Raw genomic sequence first — 18781 nt, 5'->3', positions numbered from 1 at the left:
GATGTTCCGACCTCCTGGCGCGGCAAATCGCCGCGCCGGCAACCTCTCCCCGGTTGCCTTATGAAATCTGATAGCCTAGTTTTGGCGGAGCGCCAAGAGTTAATTTAAGAAATAAACTAAGGGGATATCGTGCGGGGCAATTCCAGTACATCGCGGGCGCTGAACCGCCGGCTCATCCTCAATCTCTTGCGCCGCCACGGCCCGGTCTCGCGCGCCGAGATCGCCACCATCACCGGCCTCAGCCCGGCGGCGGTGACCTTCGTGGTCGCCGAACTGGTGGAGGAGAGCCTGATTGTCGAGCGGGAGGCGGTGACCGGCGCCACCGGCCGGCGGCCGGTGCCGATCGACATCAACTACGAGGCGCATCTCGCCTTCGGCTTCAAGCTCAACGCCGACGGCATCGACTGCGTGCTGACCGACCTTGCGACCAATCCCCTGGCAACGTGGCACGCTCCGATATCCGACACGAGCCCCGATGGCATGATCAAGGCGATCGCGGACGCCATGCCCCAGATGCTCGCCGACAGCGGACGTTCGCAGACCGAAGTCATGGGCATCGGCGTGTCGATCCCCGGCGAGGTCGACGTCCGCAACGGCATCTGTCGCCGCAGCCCTCGCTTTGGCTGGACCGACCTGCCTTTCGGCCAGTTGCTGGGGGAGCGCGTGCATGTGCCGACCTGGATCGACGACGATATCAGCGCCTTCGCCGTCGCTCAAAAGCTGTTCGGGGCGGGGCGCGATCGCCGCAACTTCGTCGCGCTGGCCGTAGGCACCGGAATCGGTACCTCCTTGATCATCAATGCCGAGATCTATCGCGGCGCGCGGAACGTCGCCGGCCGATTCGGCCACATCACCTCGGTTCCGGGCGGGCGTCTCTGCGAATGCGGGCGGCGCGGCTGCCTGATGGCCCACGCCGCGGAACCGTTCATGCTGGAAACGTGGCGGACGAGGCGCCGGGCGGCATCGGCGTCGGCGTCGGCGTCGCGGTCCGACTTTGTCGCGGCCGTCGAGGCTGGCGAGGCGGATGCGCTGTCCGTTCTCGAGGAGTCAGGGTTGAGGATCGGCCGCCATCTCGCCGATCTGGTCAACCTGTTCGATCCGGAAGTCATCGTGGTCGGCGGCGAGGCGGTTCAGTTCGGCGAGGCGCTGATCGGTCCCATCCGCCGCGCCATGGAGGCGAACGTGTTCTTCTCCAAGCCCGAACTGCTGCCGGACTGGGTGCCGGGCTCCTGGGCGCGCGGTGCAGCGGCGCTGGCGACGCAGGGCATATTCGACTTCGAACGCTCGCCGAGCGGCTGAAACCGATCCGGAGCTTCCCCCAAAAAGAAAACCCCGCGCGCCCGGCAGCACCGGAACGCGCGGGGAAAGTTGGCCGAGGCGAATGCCCGCGGGCGGGCCTCGGCGGGGCGTCAGGCCTGATAGCCGATCAGCGCGGCCATTTCCGTGATGCGGGGATCGCAGCGTTCGCCGCCGAGGCGACCCTCGGGCGCGGCGAGGTCCTCGTTGCGGCTGACGAAATCCTGTGCGGTGAGACGCAGGATGTCCGGCGGGGCATCGCCGCTTTCGATGAGATAGTCGCGATACTCGTCTTCGAGCTCCTGCAGACGGGTGGTCATGGCTTTCTCTCCGTTTTGGCGGGGCAACGTTCCGAGGTCCAACCCGCAAGTGAGCCCGCGGTTCCCGCTGGCGGCGCGATTGGTTTTCCGGCTATCGCCAGGTCTCCAGCACCTCCTCGGCGGTGGCGACTTCGAGCTGTTCGGTGAAGCGGGTGAGATAGAGTTCCATCAGCGCGTCGTGCGTCTCGTCGACGAAGCTGCACAGCGCATCGCCGACCAGCACGACGCGAAAGCCGCGGTCGATGCCGCCGAGCGCCGAGGCCAGCACGCAAACGTCGGTTTCGCCGCCGGTGATGACCAGCGTATCGATGTCCGAGCCGGCGAGCATCGCGTCGAGGCGTCCCTCGGTCCAGGGCGAGTAGACGTGCTTGTCCAGTACCCGCGCCGGCGGCACGAACCGCTCGAAGGCCGGGACGAGGCGTATCGCGTCGGCCCCCACCTTCTCGAGCGTCACCTCCGCCCAGCGCCGATAGTACCGTTTCCAGGTGCCGCTGCCCTCGCCGGGGCGGGCGGCCGGAATGAAGCGGGTGAACAGCGTATGCGCGGCGTGATGCGCGCATATCGTCTCGATCACCGGCGTGACCCGCTCCATCCAGGGCATCACCCAGGGATAGCCGGGGCCGAACACGCGCTGCATGTCGACGCAGAGATGCAGCGTGCCCGGTCCCAGCGGCCCATGCGTCAAGCCTTGAGCGGCCATGGGAGTTCCTAGAGCTTCACCGCCGCTTCGCGCGCCCACAGGCGAAGCTTGCGGCAGCTCTCGATGAAGCCGGTCACCGACGCGGTGCCATCGAGAGGAACGAGCCCCTCGTCGGCATCGGGTGCGACGCCGGCCTTCTCGAACAGCGGGGCGGCCTCGGCGCTGAAGGCGATGAACTTGCAGTGGGCAAAGGCGTCGGCCACGAAGTCGCGCGCCGCCGCTTCCTTGGCCAGCATTTCGGCGCCTTCCGCCGACAGCACGAGCGCGACGGCATCGAACAGCACCGAAGGGCCGCCGTCGATCATGTGCTGCGCCGGCAGGTGCTTGCCGTCGGCGCTGGTGACGCCGCCGACCTTGGGCGCCACCAGTTCCACTATCGCGCCTTCCTTGTCGGCCGCTGCCTGCAGCGCCTTGAGGAGCCTGCCGTCGCAGCCGTTGGACACCAGCACGCCGATCTTGCGCCCCGCGAAACTCTCGGGGCCGTTCTCGATGATGCTGAGGGCCGGCGAGGCGGGCAGGTCGCCGCGCGGCGGAACGGCCGCGTCGGCCGGCTTCGGCAGCTTCTCGATGCCGAGCTTGTCGGCGACCGCGGCGCCGAGCGCCTCGTCGATGTTGAGGAGATGGGCGACCATGCGCTCGCGGATCACCGGGTTCTCGCATTTGCTGAGCTCGAAGGTCAGCGCCATGGCGATATGCTTCTGCTCGGTCACGGTCTGGCTCAGGAAGAACTGCCGCGCCTGGCTGTAATGGTCGGCGAAGCTCTCCGGCCGCAGCCTGGCCTTGGGGGCGTCGATCGGTTCGCGGAAGGAACGCGTGCCGCGCACCGGGTCCTCGCGCGGGCCTTCGCCGTGGGAATTCGGCTGGTAGTTGGTGCGCCCCACCGGGTTGCGCATCGCCATGTGCCCGTCCTGCTGGAAGTGGGCGAACGGACATTTGGGCGCATTGATCGGGATATGCGTGAAGTTGGGGCTGCCGAGCCGTTTCAACTGGGTGTCGAGGTAGGAGAAGTTGCGCCCCTGCAGCAGCGGGTCGTTGGAGAAGTCGATGCCCGGGGGCACGTTCTGCGTCATGAAGGCGACCTGCTCGGTCTCGGCGAAGAAGTTGTCCGGCATGCGGTCGAGCACCAGCCGGCCGACGGGGCGCGGCTTGATGATTTCCTCCGGAATGAGCTTGGTGGGGTCGAGCACGTCGAAATCGAAGCTGTCGGCGAAATCCTGGTCGAAGAGCTGGACGCAAAGCTCCCATTCCGGGAAGTTGCCCGACTGAATGGCGTTCCAGAGGTCGCGCCGGTGGAAGTCGGGATCGGCGCCGTTGATCTTCACCGCCTCGTTCCACACCACCGACTGCAAGCCGAGCTTCGGCTTCCACAGGAACTTGACGAAGGTGGATTCGTCGCGCGCATCGAGGAAGCGGAAGGTATGGACGCCGAAGCCTTCCATGAAGCGGAAGGAGCGGGGGATCGCCCGGTCCGACATGACCCACATGATCATGTGCATCGATTCCGGCGTCAGCGAGATGAAGTCCCAGAAGTTGTCGTGGGCCGACTGGGCCTGCGGGAAGCCGCGGTCGGGTTCCGGTTTCACCGAATGGATGACGTCGGGGAACTTGATGGCGTCCTGGATGAAGAACACCGGGATGTTGTTGCCGACGATGTCCCAGTTGCCTTCCCTGGTATAGAGCTTGACGGCGAAGCCGCGCACGTCGCGGGCAAGATCGGCCGAGCCCTCGGAGCCGGCCACCGTCGAGAAGCGCACGAAGGCCGGCGTCTTCTCGCCGGCGCGCTGGAAGATGTCGGCGCGGGTGACGTCGGCCAAAGATTCGTAAGTCTCGAAATAGCCGTGCGCGCCGTAGCCGCGCGCGTGCACGACGCGCTCGGGGATGCGCTCGTGGTCGAAATGAAAGATCTTCTCGCGGAAGTGGAAGTCCTCGATCAGGCTGGGTCCCGGCGCGCCGACCCTCAGCGTGTTCTGATCGTCGGCAACCGGAGCGCCCTGCGCCGTCGTCAGGACAGCAACATCGCCCGCCCGGGTCTGGTGCAGCTCGCCGCCGTCGCCGCGCAGCAAGGTCTGGTCATGGATTTTCGCCGTAGTGCGTTTGGTCTCGGTCGCCTGTCTGGCCATGTTCGTCACTCCCTCAAATGCACGATTGCAATGTCTGGTCCGGCTTCGAGGCCGGCACGATCGATGATGATGAAACCTGGATCGGGCGCAAAAACCGCATGGTGCCGGCCTTTGTTCCCGCAAAAGGAAAACTATCGAGGGCAAAAAAGCAGCCGCCGCAGCTTCCGAGGGTGACGGCGGACAAATCGGCGCGAGGGGATCCCCCGCGCCGCATCGTTCAGGGCAGGGCGTAGGCGATCACGTAGTCGCCGGCCTTGGTGCCGATCGATCCGTGGCCACCCGCCACGATCACCACCATCTGGCGGCCGTCGGCGAGGGCGTAGGTCATCGGCGTCGCCTGTCCGCCGGCCGGCAGACGGCCCTTCCAGAGCTCCTTGCCCGTCGTCAGGTCGTAGGCGCGGAGGTAGTTGTCGACCGCCGCCGCCAGGAAGGCGACGCCGCCCCTGGTGATCATCGGGCCGCCGATGCCGGGCACGCCCAGCTTGATCGGCAAGGGCAGGGCGGTCATGTCGTAGACCGTGCCGTTGCGGTGCTTGTAGGCGATCTTGCCGCTGGAGAGATCGGCGCCGGCGACGTAGCCCCACGGCGGCGCCTGGCAGGGGATGCCGAGCGGTCCGAGGAACGGTCCCATCACCACGCCGTAGGGCGCGCCCTCGTTGCGGTTGAGCCCCTGCTCGCTGCCCTTCTCGCCCTGGCCGGGCGCCGGAATGTCCGCCCGCGGCACCAGGCGCGAGGTGAAGGCGAGGTAGGTGGGCATGCCGAACATCACCTGCCGATCGGGATCGACGGCGACGCTGCCCCAGTTGAAGACGCCGAAATTGCCGGGATAGACCAGCGTGCCGTTGAGCGACGGCGGGGTATAGCGGCCCTCGTAGTTGAGCTGGTGGAAGCGGATGCGGCAGGCGAGCTGATCGAACATGGTGACGCCCCACATGTCGCTTTCCCGGAGCGGCGGCGGCGTGAAGGTGAGGGCGGAAATCGGCTGGGTCGGGGCCGAGAAGTCCTCGGGAATGGCGCCGCCGGGGGCCGGCTCTTCGGTGACCGGCAGGATCGGTTCGCCGGTCCGCCGGTCGAGCACGTAGATGTCGCCCTGCTTGGTCGGTCCGACGAGCGCCGGCACGGTGGTTCCGTCGGCCTTGGTCAGGTCGACGAGGACCGGCTGCGCCGGCACGTCCATGTCCCAGAGGTCGTGATGGACGGTCTGGCGCACCCAGCGATCCTGTCCGGTCTCCACGTCCAGCGCGACGATCGAGGAAGAGTATTTCTCGACGTTGGCGCTGCGGCCCATGCCGAGCTGGTCGGGCACCTGGTTGCCGAGCGGGATGTAGACGAGCCCCAGCGCCTCGTCGACGCTGAACACCGACCAACTGTTCGGCGAATTGGTGGTATAGGTCCGGCCCGGCGGCAGCGGCGCAGTCTCGGTGGGATTGCCGGAATCCCAGTTCCAGATCAGCGCGCCGGTATCGACGTCGAAGGCGCGGATGACGCCGGACTGCTCCTCGGTGGAATAGTTGTCGTTGACGGCGCCGCCGATGATGATTTTCCGCCCGACGACGACCGGCGGCGACGTGGAGTAATAGTAGCCTTCCGGCTTGTACTTCATGCCGGTTTCGAGATGCAGGGCGCCCTGGTCGGCGAAAGAGGTGCAGACGGCGCCGCTCCGGGCATCGAGGGCGATCAGGCGCGCGTCCGAAGTGGGCAGATAGATGCGTTCGGCGCAGGGCGCGCCGGCCGCCGCCGCCGTGTCGCTATAATAGGTGACGCCCCGGCAGGTCTGGTGCTGGCGATTGGGGTTGAGGCCGGCTTGCGGGTCGTACTTCCACTTTTCCTTGCCGGTGGCCGCGTCGAGGGCGATCGCCCAGTTGTGGGGCGTGCAGAGATAGAGCGTGTCGCCGACCTTGAGCGGCGTCACCTGGTATGTGGTCTCGCCGACGTCTTCCGGCCGCTTCACGTCGCCCGTCCGGTAGCGCCACGCCTCCTTGAGATCGTCGACGTTGTCGACCGTGATCTGGGTGAGCGGCGAATAGCGCTGGCCGAGCGGCGTCCGGCCATATTGCCACCAATCGCCGTCCGGCACGCCGCGCTGGTCGGCGGCCGCCTGGTTCGTCTTGTCGGGCAGGCGGCCGTCGATGTCGTGAGGATCGACGAACATCGACCACCCGGCGACGATGGCCGACAGGACGCAGACGGCGGCCAGCGCCAGCGCGGGAGGGCTGCCGAGGCCCGGAGACGCCGGAGCCCGGTCGAGCCGCCGCCGGACGAAGGGCAGCAGCAGCCAGAGGCCGAGCAGGACGGGCAGGCCGCCGCGCGGGCCGAGCTGCCACCAGTCGAAGCCGACCTCCCAGAGCGCCCACACCAGCGTGCCGAACAGCACCGCGGCGTAGACGGTGAGGGCATGGGCGCTTCGCCGGTAGAGCAGCAGGGCGGCGATCAGCATGCCGCCGCCGGCGAGGAGGTAGTAGGCGCTGCCGCCGAGAACGATGAGATAGATCCCGCCACCCAGGAGGATCAGGCCGAAAAAACCGGTTACCAGGACACTGAAGATTACCATCGTCCGCCGTCTCCTGCGCCAAACGTCCGCCCACCGAAGCGCTCACTATTGAAGCGCCAACGAGGACTTTGGTTCCCTCGCAACGTTATTTTTGCGCGACGAAGCGGAACAAGTCGTTCGACAAGGGGTTTGGTCGGAGGTACCGAAACCGAGGGGTCGGAAGATGCGCGCCAATCCGCTGTTGCTTGCCCTGGGCCTGCTGCTCGTTGTCGTGGTGGTGATCGGGGCGATCCGCCTGGGTGGAAATCTTGGTCGCGGCGAGGACCAGAAGGAGTTTCCACCCCACGCGGTTCAGCAGTAGGATGGGGTATATTCGGCGGAGCAGGGCTTGCCGGCCGCTATCGGAACCTTTTCCGGTAACGGGCGTTGCGCGTGTGGACACGCGTTCCGAAGGCGAGGCGAAACGCTCGGTCCGGGCTGTGGCGGGTCGGTTCTTTTCGTCCGCCGCATTTTCCGGCCGGCCGTCGATCGACCGGACCAATCGGCAGGGAAGGGACCGCGCCCGATGCTTGAAAACCTGGATGCCCTGCTGCTCGCCCGATTGCAGTTCGCCTTCACCATTTCCTTCCATATCGTCCTGCCGGCCTTCACCATCGGCCTGGCGAGCTATCTCTTCGTGCTCAACGCGTTGTGGCTGATCACCAAGCGGCAGGTCTACGAGGAGCTGTTCGAGTTCTGGAAGACGATCTTCGCCGTCGCCTTCGGCATGGGCGTCGTGTCGGGCATCGTCATGTCCTACCAGTTCGGCACCAACTGGAGCCAGTTCTCCGACAAGGTCGGGCCGGTGATCGGCCCGTTGATGGGCTACGAGGTGTTGACGGCCTTTTTCCTCGAAGCGGGCTTTCTCGGCGTCATGCTGTTCGGCTTCCATCGCGTCGGCCACGGCCTGCACCTGTTTGCCACCGGCATGGTGGCCCTCGGCACGCTTTTGTCGGCGACCTGGATTCTCGCCGCCAATTCCTGGATGCAGACGCCGGCCGGTTTCGGCGTGAACGAAGCCGGCCAGTTCGTGCCGCTCGACTGGTGGGCGATCATCTTCACGCCGTCCTTTCCCTATCGCTTCGTCCACATGGTGCTGGCCGCCTATCTCACCACGGCCCTGGTGGTCGGCGCCTGCGGCGCCTGGCATCTGCTGAGGGGAGGCGCGCCGCGGCGCAGCTCGACGATGTTCGTCATGGCGATGGGCATGGTGGCGGTGGTCACGCCGCTGCAAATATTGGCGGGCGATCAGCACGGGCTCAACACGCTCGAACACCAGCCGGCCAAGGTCATGGCAATGGAGGGACATTTCGACAGCCACCCCGATGGCGCACCGCTCATCCTGTTTGGCCTGCCCGACCAGAAGAACAAGCGCGTCGACTACGCGATCTCGATCCCCGGCCTCTCCAGCCTTATCCTGAAGCACGGCTGGAAGGAGCCTCTCGCCGGCCTCGATACCATTCCCGACGAGCTCGAACCGCCGGTCGCGGTGGTCTTCTGGTCGTTTCGCATCATGGTCGGCCTCGGCATGGCGATGCTGCTGCTCGGTCTGTGGTCGGCCGTCGCCTGGTGGCGCGGCCGGCTAACGACCGATCGCTGGCTGCACCGGGCCGCCGTCGTCATGGGCCCCAGCGGATTCCTGGCCATCCTGGCGGGCTGGATCACCACCGAGGTGGGGCGCCAGCCTTACACGGTCTACGGCCATCTGCTGACCGCCGAATCCGTATCGCCGATCGCAGCCCCCGCCGTCGCCGTCTCGCTGCTGGCCTTCATCGCCGTCTACTTTTTCGTGTTCGGAGCGGGCATCTTCTACATCGTCCGCCTGATGGCGCGCCTGCCGGCCGAGCCCGAGGAGGAGGTGCTGGACAAGGGGCCGGTCAGGACGGCCGGCATCACCCCGGGTCCGGCGCAGGGCACACCGCAGGGAGACACCCATGGGCATTGATCTGGCTTTCATCTGGGCCTTCCTGATCGCCTTCGCCGTCCTGGCCTATGTGGTGATGGACGGTTTCGATCTCGGCATCGGCATCCTGTTCCCGTTTTTCCGGGAAAAACGCGACCGCGACACCATGATGAACACCGTCGCCCCGGTGTGGGACGGCAACGAGACCTGGCTGGTGATGGGCGGCGGCGGTCTGATGGCCGTTTTCCCGCTTGCCTACGCAACGGTTCTCACGGCGCTCTACGTGCCGCTGATCGCCATGCTGCTGGGGCTGATCTTTCGCGGCGTCGCCTTCGAATTCCGCTGGCGCACCAAGCGCTGGCTGCCGGTGTGGGACTGGGGCTTCTGCGTCGGCTCGACGGTGGCCGCCTTCTCGCAGGGCATCGCGCTCGGCGCGCTGATCGAAGGCATTCCGGTGGCCGACCGCGCCTATGCCGGCGGCTGGTGGAACTGGCTGACGCCCTTCTCGGTGGCGACCGGCATTTCCCTGGTGATCGGCTACGCGCTGCTCGGCGCGACGTGGCTGGTGCTGAAAACCACCGACGATCTCGCCGCCCGGGCGCGCGAGATCGCCCGCCCGGCCACCTATCTCACCCTTCTCGGCATGGGCGTGTTCAGCCTGTGGACGCCGCTGATCGGGCCGCACTATCTCGGCCGCTGGCTGAGCTTTCCGGCGGTGATCTTCAGCGTCCTGGTGCCGTTGCTGGTGCTGGCCTGCGTCGCCGTCATCATCTCCGGCCTCAACCGCCAGAAGGATGCGCCGCCGTTTCTCGCCGCGCTGGGGCTGTTCGTGCTGGGCTTCGCCGGCATCGGCATCAGCTTCTACCCCTATATCGTTCCCCCCTCGCTCACCATCCAGCAGGCGGCGGCGCCGCATGCCAGCCTGGCCTTCCTGCTGGTCGGCGCGCTGGTGCTGATCCCCATCATCCTCGCCTATACCGCCTACGCCTACTGGGTGTTCCGCGGCAAGGTGCGGCCCGGGGAGGGCTATCATTGACCATGGTCCGGCTGACCCTGCGTGACCCGAGGGCGCCGGATCATCCGTCCCTTTGCGCGGCTTCGGCGCGGCCGCGGACGAGCTGCCGGTAGAGCCGCGCATAGCGGTCGGCGCTGCGGCCCCAGCCGAAACCGGTCCGCATGGCCCGGGTCTGCAACCGGCGCCAGGATTGGGAATTGTCGAAGGCGGTCAGCGCCCGGTCGATGGCGTGGTAAAGGTCCTCGATCGAGCCGGGGTGAAACTGGAAGCCGGTCGCCACGCCCGCCGCGATCGCCGCCTCGTTGGCGTCGATCACTGTCTCCGCCAGTCCGCCGGTCCGGGCGACGATCGGAATGGCGCCGTATCTCAGAGCGTAGAGCTGGGTGAGGCCGCAGGGCTCGAAGCGGGACGGCTGCACGACGATGTCGCTGCCCGCATGGAGCCGGTGCGCGGACTCCTCGCTGAACCCGAGGTGGACGACGACGCGGCCGGAATGCTGCCGGGCCTGTTCGGCAAGGCCGTAGACGATGGCCGGATCTCCCTCGCCGATGACGATCAGGCGTGCGCCGCGATCGATGAGGCCGGGCACCACCGGCGCCAGCAGGTCGATGCCCTTCTGCCAGGTCAGGCGGCTGATCACGCTGAGGATGGCGCCGTCACCCGGCGTCAGGCCGAAGAAACGCTCGACCGCGTCGCGGTTGGCTCGCCGCCGCTCGATGCTCTGAAGGTCGTAATTCTCGGGAATATACGGGTCGGTGAGCGGATTCCAGATGTCCTCGTCGATGCCGTTGACGATGCCGGACAGCACCGACCGCCGGCTCTGCAGGACGCCGGCCATGCCCATGCCCTGCTCCTCGGTCAGGATCTCGCGGGCATAGGTCGGGGACACCGTGGTCACCGCGTCGCTCAGCCTGATACCGGCCTTCAGGAAGCTGATGTCGCCGTAATATTCGAGGCTGTCGACGTGGAAAAAATGGCTGGGCAGCCCGAGCGCCGGAAACACGCTGGCCGGAAACTGGCCCTGGAAGGCGAGGTTGTGGATGGTGAGCACGGTCGGAACGTCGAGGCTGGCCGCCCGGATGTAGGCGGCGGCGAGCCCCGCCTGCCAGTCGTGAAGGTGGACGACGTCGGGACGCCAGCCCTCGACGCCCTCGGCGGCGATCCGCGCCGCGGCCGCCGACAGCAGGGCAAAGCGCCGCCAGTTGTCCTGGTAGTTGTTGCCCTGCTCGTCGAGATAGGGACCGCCGCGCCGGTCGAACAGCGCCGGGCAGTCGACGAGCAGCAGCTCCAGCTCGTTGCAATGGCCGGCCCAGATCGTGACGTCCTCGCCGAGCAGCGACATCTGCCCGACCGCCTCCCTGTCCCGGCAGCCGGCGAGCACGACCGGGTAGGCGGGAATGAGCGTCCGGGTGGCGATGCCTTGCGACAGCAGGGCTTTCGGCAACGATCCGATGACGTCGGCGAGCCCGCCGGTCTTGACGACCGGGAAGGCTTCCGAGGCGACGGCCAGGACCGCGAGCGGCTCGAAGCGCCGGACGACGTGAGCCTGGGGACCCGCCTCCGGCTCCATCCTGGCTGCCATTTGTTCGCCGTCGCCACCGGAGAGCGGAATTTCGAGTTTTCGGGTCACTTGCGTCACCTTTTCTGCCGGATGGCAACCGGACGTCCCAGATGCTTTTGGAACCAAACCGTCATGCATTGGTTCCCCCCGCAACGGAGAAAACGGACGCAAAGGAACAATCGTCCGGCATGGCAGTTCGATCGGTCGAAAAGACGCGCCACTCGGGCTCGACGATCGAAAATGCCGGGAAATCGGAACAGGCCGGGGGCGGCGCCGGATACTACACCACCGACCGAAAAAACGGTCCGATAGCCACCATACTCCACCGGGTTCCCGATCGAAAGACGGAAGCCGAAACGAGAAAAGGTCGCGCCATCAAGACTCGGTGACCGAACAAACGGGATTCGGGCGCAAGCGAAACCGCAACCGCCGCAGGAGAGACGGATGTCCAAAACGAAGGTGGCCCTGGTGACGGGAGCGGGCTCGGGGATCGGGCGGGCGACGGCCATCGAGCTGGCCGGGAACGGCTTTGCCGTCGGGCTGCTCGGCCATACGCCGTCCGAGCTCGAGGAGGTGGCGGAGCTGCTGCGCAATTCCGGCGCCGAGGTGGAACGGCTCGACGCCGATATTTCCAATGAAGGCGAAATGAGCGCGGCGGTCGCCCGTCTCGTCGAGCGCTTCGGCCGGCTGGACGCCGTGGTGGCCAACGCCAGCATCAACGGCACCTGGGCGCCGATCGAGGACATCACGACCGAGGAATGGGACAAGACGATCGCCGTCAACCTGCGCGGCACCTATCTGACGCTGCGCTTCGCCGTGCCCCATCTCAAGCGCGGCGAGGGCGGCTCCATCGTCATCGTCTCGTCCATCAACGGCACGCGGACCTTCACCACGCCCGGCGCCACCGCCTATTCGGCCACCAAGGCCGCCCAGCTCGCCATGACGCAGCAACTGGCGCTGGAGCTCGGGCGCCACCGCATCCGGGTCAACGCCGTCTGCCCGGGGGCGATCGAGACCAACATCAACGACAACACGACGGTACGGGACAAGGACGCGACGGCCATTCCGGTGGTGTGGCCGGAAGGAGAGGTGCCGATCACCGGCGGCAAACCCGGCCGGGCGGAAGACGTCGCCGAGTTGATCGCCTTCCTGGTCGGGGACGCCTCGTCGCATATCACCGGCACGCCGATCTGGATCGACGGCGGCCAGGGACTGCTGCGCTGACCCACCGGGCGTCATTCGGCGGCGCGAAGGCGGTATCCGACCCCGGTCTCGGTGAGGATGTACTGGGGCTGGTCGGGGCTCTTCTCGATCTTCTGCCGGAGTTGCCGGACGTAGACCCTCAGGTACTGCACGTCGGCCGAGCCGCCCCAGACCTGCCGGAGAATGTGCTGATGCGTCAGCACTTTGCCGGCATGCTGAACCATCAGGCGGAGAATGTCGTATTCCTTTGGGGAGAGGCTCACCTCCCGCCCGGCCAGCTTGACGATGCGCTTGACGAGATCGACGGACAGATCCCCGACCTGGAAGACCGGCCGCTCGCCCTGCTGCTGCAAACGGTGGCGCAGGGCGACGCGTATGCGCGCCGCCAGTTCGGCGACGCCGAACGGCTTGGTCACGTAGTCGTCGGCGCCGAGTTCGAGCGCCCTGACGATGCCGGCCTCGTCGGTGCGGCTCGACAGCACGAGGATCGGCAGCTCCAGCCCGGAGGCCCGCCAGCCGGCGAGCAGGTCGTGCCCCTGGATGTCGGGCAGCCCGAGGTCGAGGATGATGACGTCCGGCTTCTGCCGCGCCAGTTCGGCGTTGGCCTCGCCGGCGTCGGCGGCCTCGATGACGACATAGCCCTCCGTCGAGAGGCCGACCCGCAGAAGCCGGCGGATCGGCGCCTCGTCGTCCACCACCAGTATCCTGACCGCCGGCGCTGTCATGTTGGCTCTCCCAGTGTATCGGTTTGCGGGGGAATGGGCAGGCGGATGGTGAAGATCGCGCCCGGGCGGTCGGTGCGGTTGGCCGCGGTGATGGTGCCGCCCATCGCCTCGACGAAGCCGCGGCAGATGGCGAGGCCGAGGCCGGTGCCGGCCGGCACGTGGTCGGTCTTGCGGACGCGATAGAAGCTGTCGAAGACGCGTTCGAGATCGTCCGGCGGGATGCCGGGGCCCTCGTCGACGAGGCGCAGCACCACGTGGCCGCCGTCGCGCCACCCCTCTATGGCGACGGTCGAGGCCGGCGGCGCGTATTTCGCGGCGTTGTCGAGCAGGTTGAAGACGACCTGTTCGAGGAGCACGGCGTCGACCCTCAGCATCGGCAGATCGGCGGGCAACGCCACGTCGAGCCTGTGGCGGGCGAGCAGGCGGCCGGCGCGCCGGAGGGCGCTGCCGACGATGTCGCCGGGGAAATGCAGCGAGCTGTTGGGTTGCGTGGCGCCCGATTCCAGCCGCGTCATGTCGAGCAGGTTGCCGATGAAGCGATTGAGGCGCTCCGCCTCCTCGATGATGGTCGAGACGAGCTCGGCCCGGTCGGCATCCGGCAGCGAGGCGGCATAGTCGCTGAGCGTGCCGGCGGCGCCGAGAATGCCGGCGAGCGGCGTCTTGAGGTCGTGGGAAATCGACGACAGCAGCGCCGTCCGCAAGCGGTCGGCCTCGGCCGCCAATCTGGCGGCCTCGACGTCGGCGACGAGCTGGATGCGCTCGATGGCGACGGCGGCCTGGTCGGCGAGGGCGTCGAACAGACGCTGCTCCTCGGGCGTCAGCAGCGGACCCGCTTTGTCGCCGTCGAGACCGATGACGCCGATCGGCGTCCGGCCCGTCTTGAGCGGCAGGTAAAGCCGCCTGGCGCCCGGCAGCGTATAGGCGCCGCGCCCGGCCGCCTGTTCGTGCTCCCAGGCCCAGCGGGCGGCGGCGATGTCGGCGTCGACCAACGTGTCGTCCGGCGGATAGCCGACCTTGACGGCGAGCGTTGCGGCCTCGGGCATCAGGATCACCACCCGCACCCGCAGCATGGCGGCGATCTGGTAGGCCGTCGCCCACAGCACGTCGTCGAGCGTGGCCGTGCCGGCCAGCTTGCGCGAGAACTGGTAGAGATCCTCGGTCATCCTCGCCCGCTGCCGGGCGGCGACGGCCTGCCGGTGCAGCCGGGCGGCGAGGTTGCTGGCCGTCACGGCGACGATGACGAAGACGATCAGGGCGACCACGCTTTCGGGATCGCTGATGGTCAGCGTGTGGCGCGGTTCGAGGAAGAAGAAATTGAACGCCAGCGCGCTGGCGAGACAGGCGTAGAGCGCCGGCCAAAGGCCGGAGGTGACCGCCGACGCCAGCACCGCCATCAACAGGACGAGGGCGAGGTTGCGGACGTCGAGGAAGCGGTTGAGCGCGCCGCCGACGACGAGCGCGCCGGCCACGTAAAGCGTCGAGACGACATACGGCTTGACGCTGAATGTCCTGACGGGCGCTGCCGCGCGGACGCCCTTCGCCGGCGCGGCCGCCGGCTCGGCGCCCGAAATGACGTGGATGCTGATGTCGCCGGACCGGCGGATCAGGTCGTGCGACACCGATCCCTCGATCATCTCGCGCCAGCGCTCCTTGTGAGGCTTGCCGACGACGATGTGGGTGAAGTTGTTGGCCTTGGCGTAGCGGAGGATGTCGTGCGCCACGTCCTGACCGGGGATGGTGACGGCCTCGCCGCCGAGCTGCGCGGCGAGGCGAAGATGGTCGGCCAGCCGGTCCTTGTCGGCTTCCGCCGCCGCCACCGAGCGGGCGGTCTCCACATGGATTGCCGCCCAGGGCGCCCTCAGGCGGTCGGCCTGCCGGCGCGCGTAGCGCACCAGGGCGGCCGAGCGCGGCTGTTCGTCGATGCAGACCAGCACTCGCTCACCGGCCTCCCACGGTCCGGGAATCGCGTGGGCCTGCATGTGGCTGACGAGCTGATCGTCGACGCGCTGGGCCGTGCGCCTGAGCGCCAGCTCGCGCAAGGCGGTGAGGTTGCCGGGCGAGAAATAGTTGGCCGTGGCGCGCGCCGCCGTCTTCGGCAGGTAGACCTTGCCCTCCTGCAGCCGCTTGATCAGGTCGTCCGGCGTCAGGTCGATGATCTCGATGTCGTCGGCGCGGTCGATGATCGAATCCGGCACCGTCTCGCGGACCCTGATGCGGGTGATGCGGGCGACCACGTCGTTGAGGCTCTCGACGTGCTGGATGTTCAGCGTCGTGTAGACGTCGATGCCGCGTTCGAGCAGTTCCTCGACATCGAGATAGCGCTTGGGGTGGCGGCTGCCCTCGACGTTGCTGTGGGCGAGCTCGTCGACGAGCACCAGTTCGGGCCGGCGGGCGATGATGGCGTCGAGGTCCATCTCGTCGAGCCGGCGGCCCTTGTAGCCGAGCCCGAGGCGGGGAACGATCTCGAAGCCGTCGAGCAGCGCCTCGGTTTCCGGCCGCCCGTGGGTTTCGACCACGCCGACGACGACGTCCGTTCCGTCGGCCCGGCGGGCCCGGCCGGCCGTCAGCATTTCATAGGTCTTGCCGACGCCGGGCGCCGCGCCGAGGAAGATCTTCAGGCGGCCGCGGGTCTCCCGTTCGGCGCTTTCGAGCAGCGCGTCCGGAGAGGGCCTGTTGTCGGCGTTCCGATCGTCCCGGGGCGGCATGACGTCCTCGCGTGGCGGATCGGGGCCGCGGAACGGCCCCGACCGGATTCGATCACTTCTTTGGCAGGGCGTCGAGAGCGAGGTTGAGTTTCAACACGTTGACGGCCGGCTCTCCCAGGAAACCCAGCTCGCGCCCGTCGATCTGGGCATCCACCAGCCTCTTGAGCGAGGCTTGATCCAGCCCGCGTGCCCTGGCCACGCGCGGGATCTGGAAATAGGCCGCTTCGGGCGAGATCTGAGGATCGAGGCCGCTGCCGGAGGTGGTGACGAGATCGATCGGCAGGGGCGTGTCGGGATTCTCGCTTCTCAGCTTTTCCGCGTCGGCACGGATGCGGTCGATCAGCTTCGGGTTGGCCGGGCCGAGGTTGGAGCCGCTGGAGCTCGAGGCGTCATATCCGGCGCCGGCCGCCGAGGGGCGGCCGTGGAAATAGGCCTCGCCCGTAAAATTCTGTCCGATCAGCTCCGAGCCGATGACGGTGCCGTTCCTCTCGATCAGGCTGCCGGCCGCCTGATGGGGAAAGACCGCCTGAGCGATGCCGGTCATGGCGAGCGGGTAGGCGAGGCCGGTCAGGGCGGCCATGGCGAGGAGGATGACCGCTGACGGCCTCAGTTGCTTCAACATGGAAATGGTCCTTCAGGCAAGGCCGAGGGCGGTGACGGCGAGATCGATCGCCTTGATGCCGACGAAGGGCACGATGATGCCGCCGAGGCCGTAAATCAGAAGATTGCGGGTAAGAAGCGCGCCGGCGCCGACCGGCCGGTAGCGCACGCCCTTGAGCGCCAGCGGGATCAGCGCCACGATGATCAGGGCGTTGAAGATGATCGCCGAGAGGATGGCGCTTTGCGGCGTGGCGAGGCCCATCACGTTGAGCGCGCCGAGCTGCGGATAAAAGGCCAGGAACATGGCCGGGATAATGGCGAAATACTTGGCGACGTCATTGGCGATCGAAAAGGTGGTGAGAGCGCCGCGCGTCATCAGCAGCTGCTTGCCGATCTCGACGATCTCGATCAGCTTGGTCGGATCGCTGTCGAGATCCACCATGTTGCCGGCCTCGCGGGCGGCGACGGTGCCGGTGTTCATGGCGACGCCGACGTCCGACTGGGCAAGGGCTGGTGCGTCGTTGGTGCCGTCGCCGCACATGGCCACCAGCTTGCCCTTGGCCTGCTCGGCGCGGATCAGCTTCAGCTTGTCCTCGGGAGTCGCCTGGGCGAGGAAGTCGTCGACGCCGGCCTCGGCGGCGATGGCGGCGGCGGTCATCGGATTGTCGCCGGTGATCATCACCGTGCGGATGCCCATGCGCCGGAGCTCGGCGAAGCGCTCGCGGATACCGCCCTTGACGATGTCCTTGAGCTCGATGACGCCGAGAACACGGCCGTTTCGCATCACCGCCAACGGCGTGCCGCCCGTCTTGGCGATACCGTCGGCGATCGTCCGGACCTCGCGCAGCGACGCGGCGGCGGCTGGATCGGCCTCGGCGAGGATGGCGTCGACGGCGCCCTTGCGGATGCTGAGGCCGTCGTAGTCGACGCCGCTCATCCGCGTCTGGGCGGTGAAGGGAACGAACGTGGCGTGCAGGCTCTCCATCTCCCGGCCGCGCAGACCGTATTTCTCCTTGGCGAGCACGACGACCGACCGGCCCTCGGGCGTCTCGTCGGCCAGCGAGGCGAGCTGCGTCGCGTCGGCCAGCTCCTCGGCGGCGATGCCCGCCACCGGGTGGAACTCGGTGGCCTGGCGGTTGCCGAGGGTGATGGTGCCGGTCTTGTCGAGCAGCAGCGTATCGACGTCGCCGGCCGCCTCGACGGCGCGGCCCGACATGGCCAGCACGTTGAAGCGGACGAGGCGGTCCATGCCGGCGATGCCGATGGCCGAGAGCAGCGCGCCGATGGTGGTCGGGATCAGCGTCACGAACAGGGCGACCAGCACGACCACCGGGATGGAGCCGCCGGCGTAGCTGGCAAAGCTCGGGATGGTGACGGTCGCCAGCACGAAGATCAGCGTCATGCCGGCCAGGAGGATATTGAGGGCGATCTCGTTGGGCGTCTTCTGCCGCTCGGCGCCTTCCACCAGCGCGATCATGCGGTCGATGAAGGTGGAGCCGGCGGCCGCCGTGATGCGCACGCGGATCCAGTCGGACAGCACCTCGGTGCCGCCGGTCACCGCCGAACGGTCGCCGCCGGATTCGCGGATCACCGGGGCGGATTCGCCGGTGATCGCCGCCTCGTTGACCGAGGCGACGCCCTCGATCACCTCGCCGTCGGAAGGGATGATGTCGCCCGCCTCGACCAGCAAAACATCGCCGACCTTGAGGCTGTGGCCGGGAACCATGCGATAGGCGTTGTCGTCGCCGGTGACGAGCTTGGCCTGCGTTTCGGTGCGGGTGCGGCGCAGGGCGTCGGCCTGCGCCTTGCCGCGTCCTTCCGCCACCGCCTCGGCGAAGTTGGCGAACAGCAGGGTGAACCACAGCCAGAGGACGATCTGGAAGGAAAAGCCGAGCTGGCCGCTGCCGGCGACGAGATCCCTGATGAGCAGCACGGTGGTCAGCGCCGAGACGACGGCGACGACGAACATCACCGGATTGCGGATCAGGCTGCGCGGATCGAGCTTGCGGAAGGCGCCGCCGATCGCCGGCAGCAGGATGCCGGCGTCGACAAGGCTGGCGGATCTGGACTTCGACATGAAAAACTCCTTGTCCGTCCGGTGGC

General features: G+C 67.5%; 14 protein-coding genes. 5 read left to right on the top strand and 9 right to left on the bottom strand.

All coding sequences use genetic code 11. The features are described 5' to 3' along the window. Positions 1-129 precede the first annotated feature (129 nt). Positions 130-1299: an ROK family transcriptional regulator gene (locus tag CJ014_RS16560; RefSeq protein ID WP_100081595.1), complete on the top strand. Its 1170-nt coding sequence runs from the start codon at positions 130-132 to the stop codon at positions 1297-1299. Between the two features lie 110 nt (positions 1300-1409). On the opposite strand, the gene CJ014_RS16555 is transcribed toward CJ014_RS16560, so the two are convergent. The 4 genes from CJ014_RS16555 to CJ014_RS16540 form a co-directional block, all read right to left on the bottom strand. Then, entirely contained in the window at positions 1410-1616 is a 207-nt protein-coding gene (locus tag CJ014_RS16555) for a hypothetical protein (protein ID WP_100081594.1), read from the bottom strand. 91 nt (positions 1617-1707) lie between these two features. Continuing rightward, positions 1708-2316, bottom strand: coding sequence for a cysteine hydrolase family protein (locus CJ014_RS16550; RefSeq protein ID WP_100081593.1), 609 nt, complete (start codon positions 2314-2316; stop codon positions 1708-1710). Positions 2317-2324: 8 nt separating this feature from the next. Next, on the bottom strand, positions 2325-4436 hold the full coding sequence (gene katE, locus CJ014_RS16545; protein WP_100081592.1) for a catalase: 2112 nt from the start codon (positions 4434-4436) through the stop codon (positions 2325-2327). Between the two features lie 217 nt (positions 4437-4653). Next, positions 4654-6987, bottom strand: a complete 2334-nt coding sequence (locus tag CJ014_RS16540) for a glucose/quinate/shikimate family membrane-bound PQQ-dependent dehydrogenase (protein ID WP_100081591.1) — start codon at positions 6985-6987, stop codon at positions 4654-4656. A 163-nt stretch (positions 6988-7150) separates the two neighbouring features. Between CJ014_RS16540 and CJ014_RS27875 the strand changes: the two genes are divergently transcribed. From CJ014_RS27875 to cydB, 3 genes are all read left to right on the top strand, one after another. Further along, the gene (locus CJ014_RS27875; RefSeq protein ID WP_165790869.1) at positions 7151-7288 is read left to right on the top strand and encodes a hypothetical protein; all 138 of its coding nucleotides are present in this window, start codon (positions 7151-7153) and stop codon (positions 7286-7288) included. A gap of 204 nt (positions 7289-7492) precedes the next feature. Beyond that, a complete protein-coding gene (locus tag CJ014_RS16535) occupies positions 7493-8911 on the top strand; it encodes a cytochrome ubiquinol oxidase subunit I (RefSeq protein WP_100081590.1) in 1419 nt (472 codons plus the stop codon). Continuing rightward, on the top strand, positions 8901-9905 hold the full coding sequence (gene cydB, locus CJ014_RS16530) for a cytochrome d ubiquinol oxidase subunit II (protein ID WP_100081589.1): 1005 nt from the start codon (positions 8901-8903) through the stop codon (positions 9903-9905). Before CJ014_RS16535 ends, cydB begins: the two co-directional genes overlap by 11 nt. Before the next feature lie 40 nt (positions 9906-9945). Here the strand turns inward: cydB and glgA are convergent, their stop codons facing one another. Further along, positions 9946-11454, bottom strand: a complete 1509-nt coding sequence (gene glgA / locus CJ014_RS16525) for a glycogen synthase GlgA (protein ID WP_100081588.1) — start codon at positions 11452-11454, stop codon at positions 9946-9948. A gap of 435 nt (positions 11455-11889) precedes the next feature. Between glgA and CJ014_RS16520 the strand changes: the two genes are divergently transcribed. Continuing rightward, complete coding sequence (locus CJ014_RS16520; protein ID WP_100081587.1) at positions 11890-12669, top strand: SDR family oxidoreductase; 780 nt, start codon at positions 11890-11892, stop codon at positions 12667-12669. A gap of 11 nt (positions 12670-12680) precedes the next feature. On the opposite strand, the gene CJ014_RS16515 is transcribed toward CJ014_RS16520, so the two are convergent. Genes CJ014_RS16515 through kdpB form a run of 4 tightly spaced genes read right to left on the bottom strand, consistent with a single transcriptional unit; the run spans position 12681 to position 18755 of the window. Continuing rightward, a complete protein-coding gene (locus tag CJ014_RS16515; protein ID WP_100081586.1) occupies positions 12681-13373 on the bottom strand; it encodes a response regulator in 693 nt (230 codons plus the stop codon). Continuing rightward, positions 13370-16078, bottom strand: coding sequence for a sensor histidine kinase (locus CJ014_RS16510; protein WP_100081585.1), 2709 nt, complete (start codon positions 16076-16078; stop codon positions 13370-13372). Before CJ014_RS16510 ends, CJ014_RS16515 begins: the two co-directional genes overlap by 4 nt. 52 nt (positions 16079-16130) lie before the next feature. Further along, entirely contained in the window at positions 16131-16700 is a 570-nt protein-coding gene (gene kdpC, locus CJ014_RS16505; RefSeq protein ID WP_100081584.1) for a potassium-transporting ATPase subunit KdpC, read from the bottom strand. Positions 16701-16712: 12 nt separating this feature from the next. Beyond that, entirely contained in the window at positions 16713-18755 is a 2043-nt protein-coding gene (gene kdpB / locus CJ014_RS16500) for a potassium-transporting ATPase subunit KdpB (RefSeq protein WP_100081583.1), read from the bottom strand. Positions 18756-18781: the final 26 nt, after the last annotated feature.

Origin of the sequence: Pleomorphomonas carboxyditropha, from assembly GCF_002770725.1 — a bacterium.
Taxonomy (GTDB): domain Bacteria; phylum Pseudomonadota; class Alphaproteobacteria; order Rhizobiales; family Pleomorphomonadaceae; genus Pleomorphomonas; species Pleomorphomonas carboxyditropha.
Note: the sequence above shows the minus strand (reverse complement) of the source record. Positions and strands in the feature narration are given on the sequence as shown.

Bases quoted from the DNA above. Each gene is read 5' to 3' on its own strand.
- CJ014_RS16555 (WP_100081594.1), bottom strand. From the start codon at position 1,616: ATGACCACCCGTCTGCAGGAGCTCGAAGACGAGTATCGCGACTATCTC.
- glgA (WP_100081588.1), bottom strand. From the start codon at position 11,454: ATGGAGCCGGAGGCGGGTCCCCAGGCTCACGTCGTCCGGCGCTTCGAG.
- CJ014_RS16510 (WP_100081585.1), bottom strand. From the start codon at position 16,078: ATGCCGCCCCGGGACGATCGGAACGCCGACAACAGGCCCTCTCCGGAC.
- kdpC (WP_100081584.1), bottom strand. From the start codon at position 16,700: ATGTTGAAGCAACTGAGGCCGTCAGCGGTCATCCTCCTCGCCATGGCC.
- kdpB (WP_100081583.1), bottom strand. From the start codon at position 18,755: ATGTCGAAGTCCAGATCCGCCAGCCTTGTCGACGCCGGCATCCTGCTG.
- CJ014_RS27875 (WP_165790869.1), top strand. From the start codon at position 7,151: ATGCGCGCCAATCCGCTGTTGCTTGCCCTGGGCCTGCTGCTCGTTGTC.
- CJ014_RS16520 (WP_100081587.1), top strand. From the start codon at position 11,890: ATGTCCAAAACGAAGGTGGCCCTGGTGACGGGAGCGGGCTCGGGGATC.
- CJ014_RS16515 (WP_100081586.1), bottom strand. From the start codon at position 13,373: ATGACAGCGCCGGCGGTCAGGATACTGGTGGTGGACGACGAGGCGCCG.
- cydB (WP_100081589.1), top strand. From the start codon at position 8,901: ATGGGCATTGATCTGGCTTTCATCTGGGCCTTCCTGATCGCCTTCGCC.
- CJ014_RS16535 (WP_100081590.1), top strand. From the start codon at position 7,493: ATGCTTGAAAACCTGGATGCCCTGCTGCTCGCCCGATTGCAGTTCGCC.
- CJ014_RS16540 (WP_100081591.1), bottom strand. From the start codon at position 6,987: ATGGTAATCTTCAGTGTCCTGGTAACCGGTTTTTTCGGCCTGATCCTC.
- katE (WP_100081592.1), bottom strand. From the start codon at position 4,436: ATGGCCAGACAGGCGACCGAGACCAAACGCACTACGGCGAAAATCCAT.
- CJ014_RS16550 (WP_100081593.1), bottom strand. From the start codon at position 2,316: ATGGCCGCTCAAGGCTTGACGCATGGGCCGCTGGGACCGGGCACGCTG.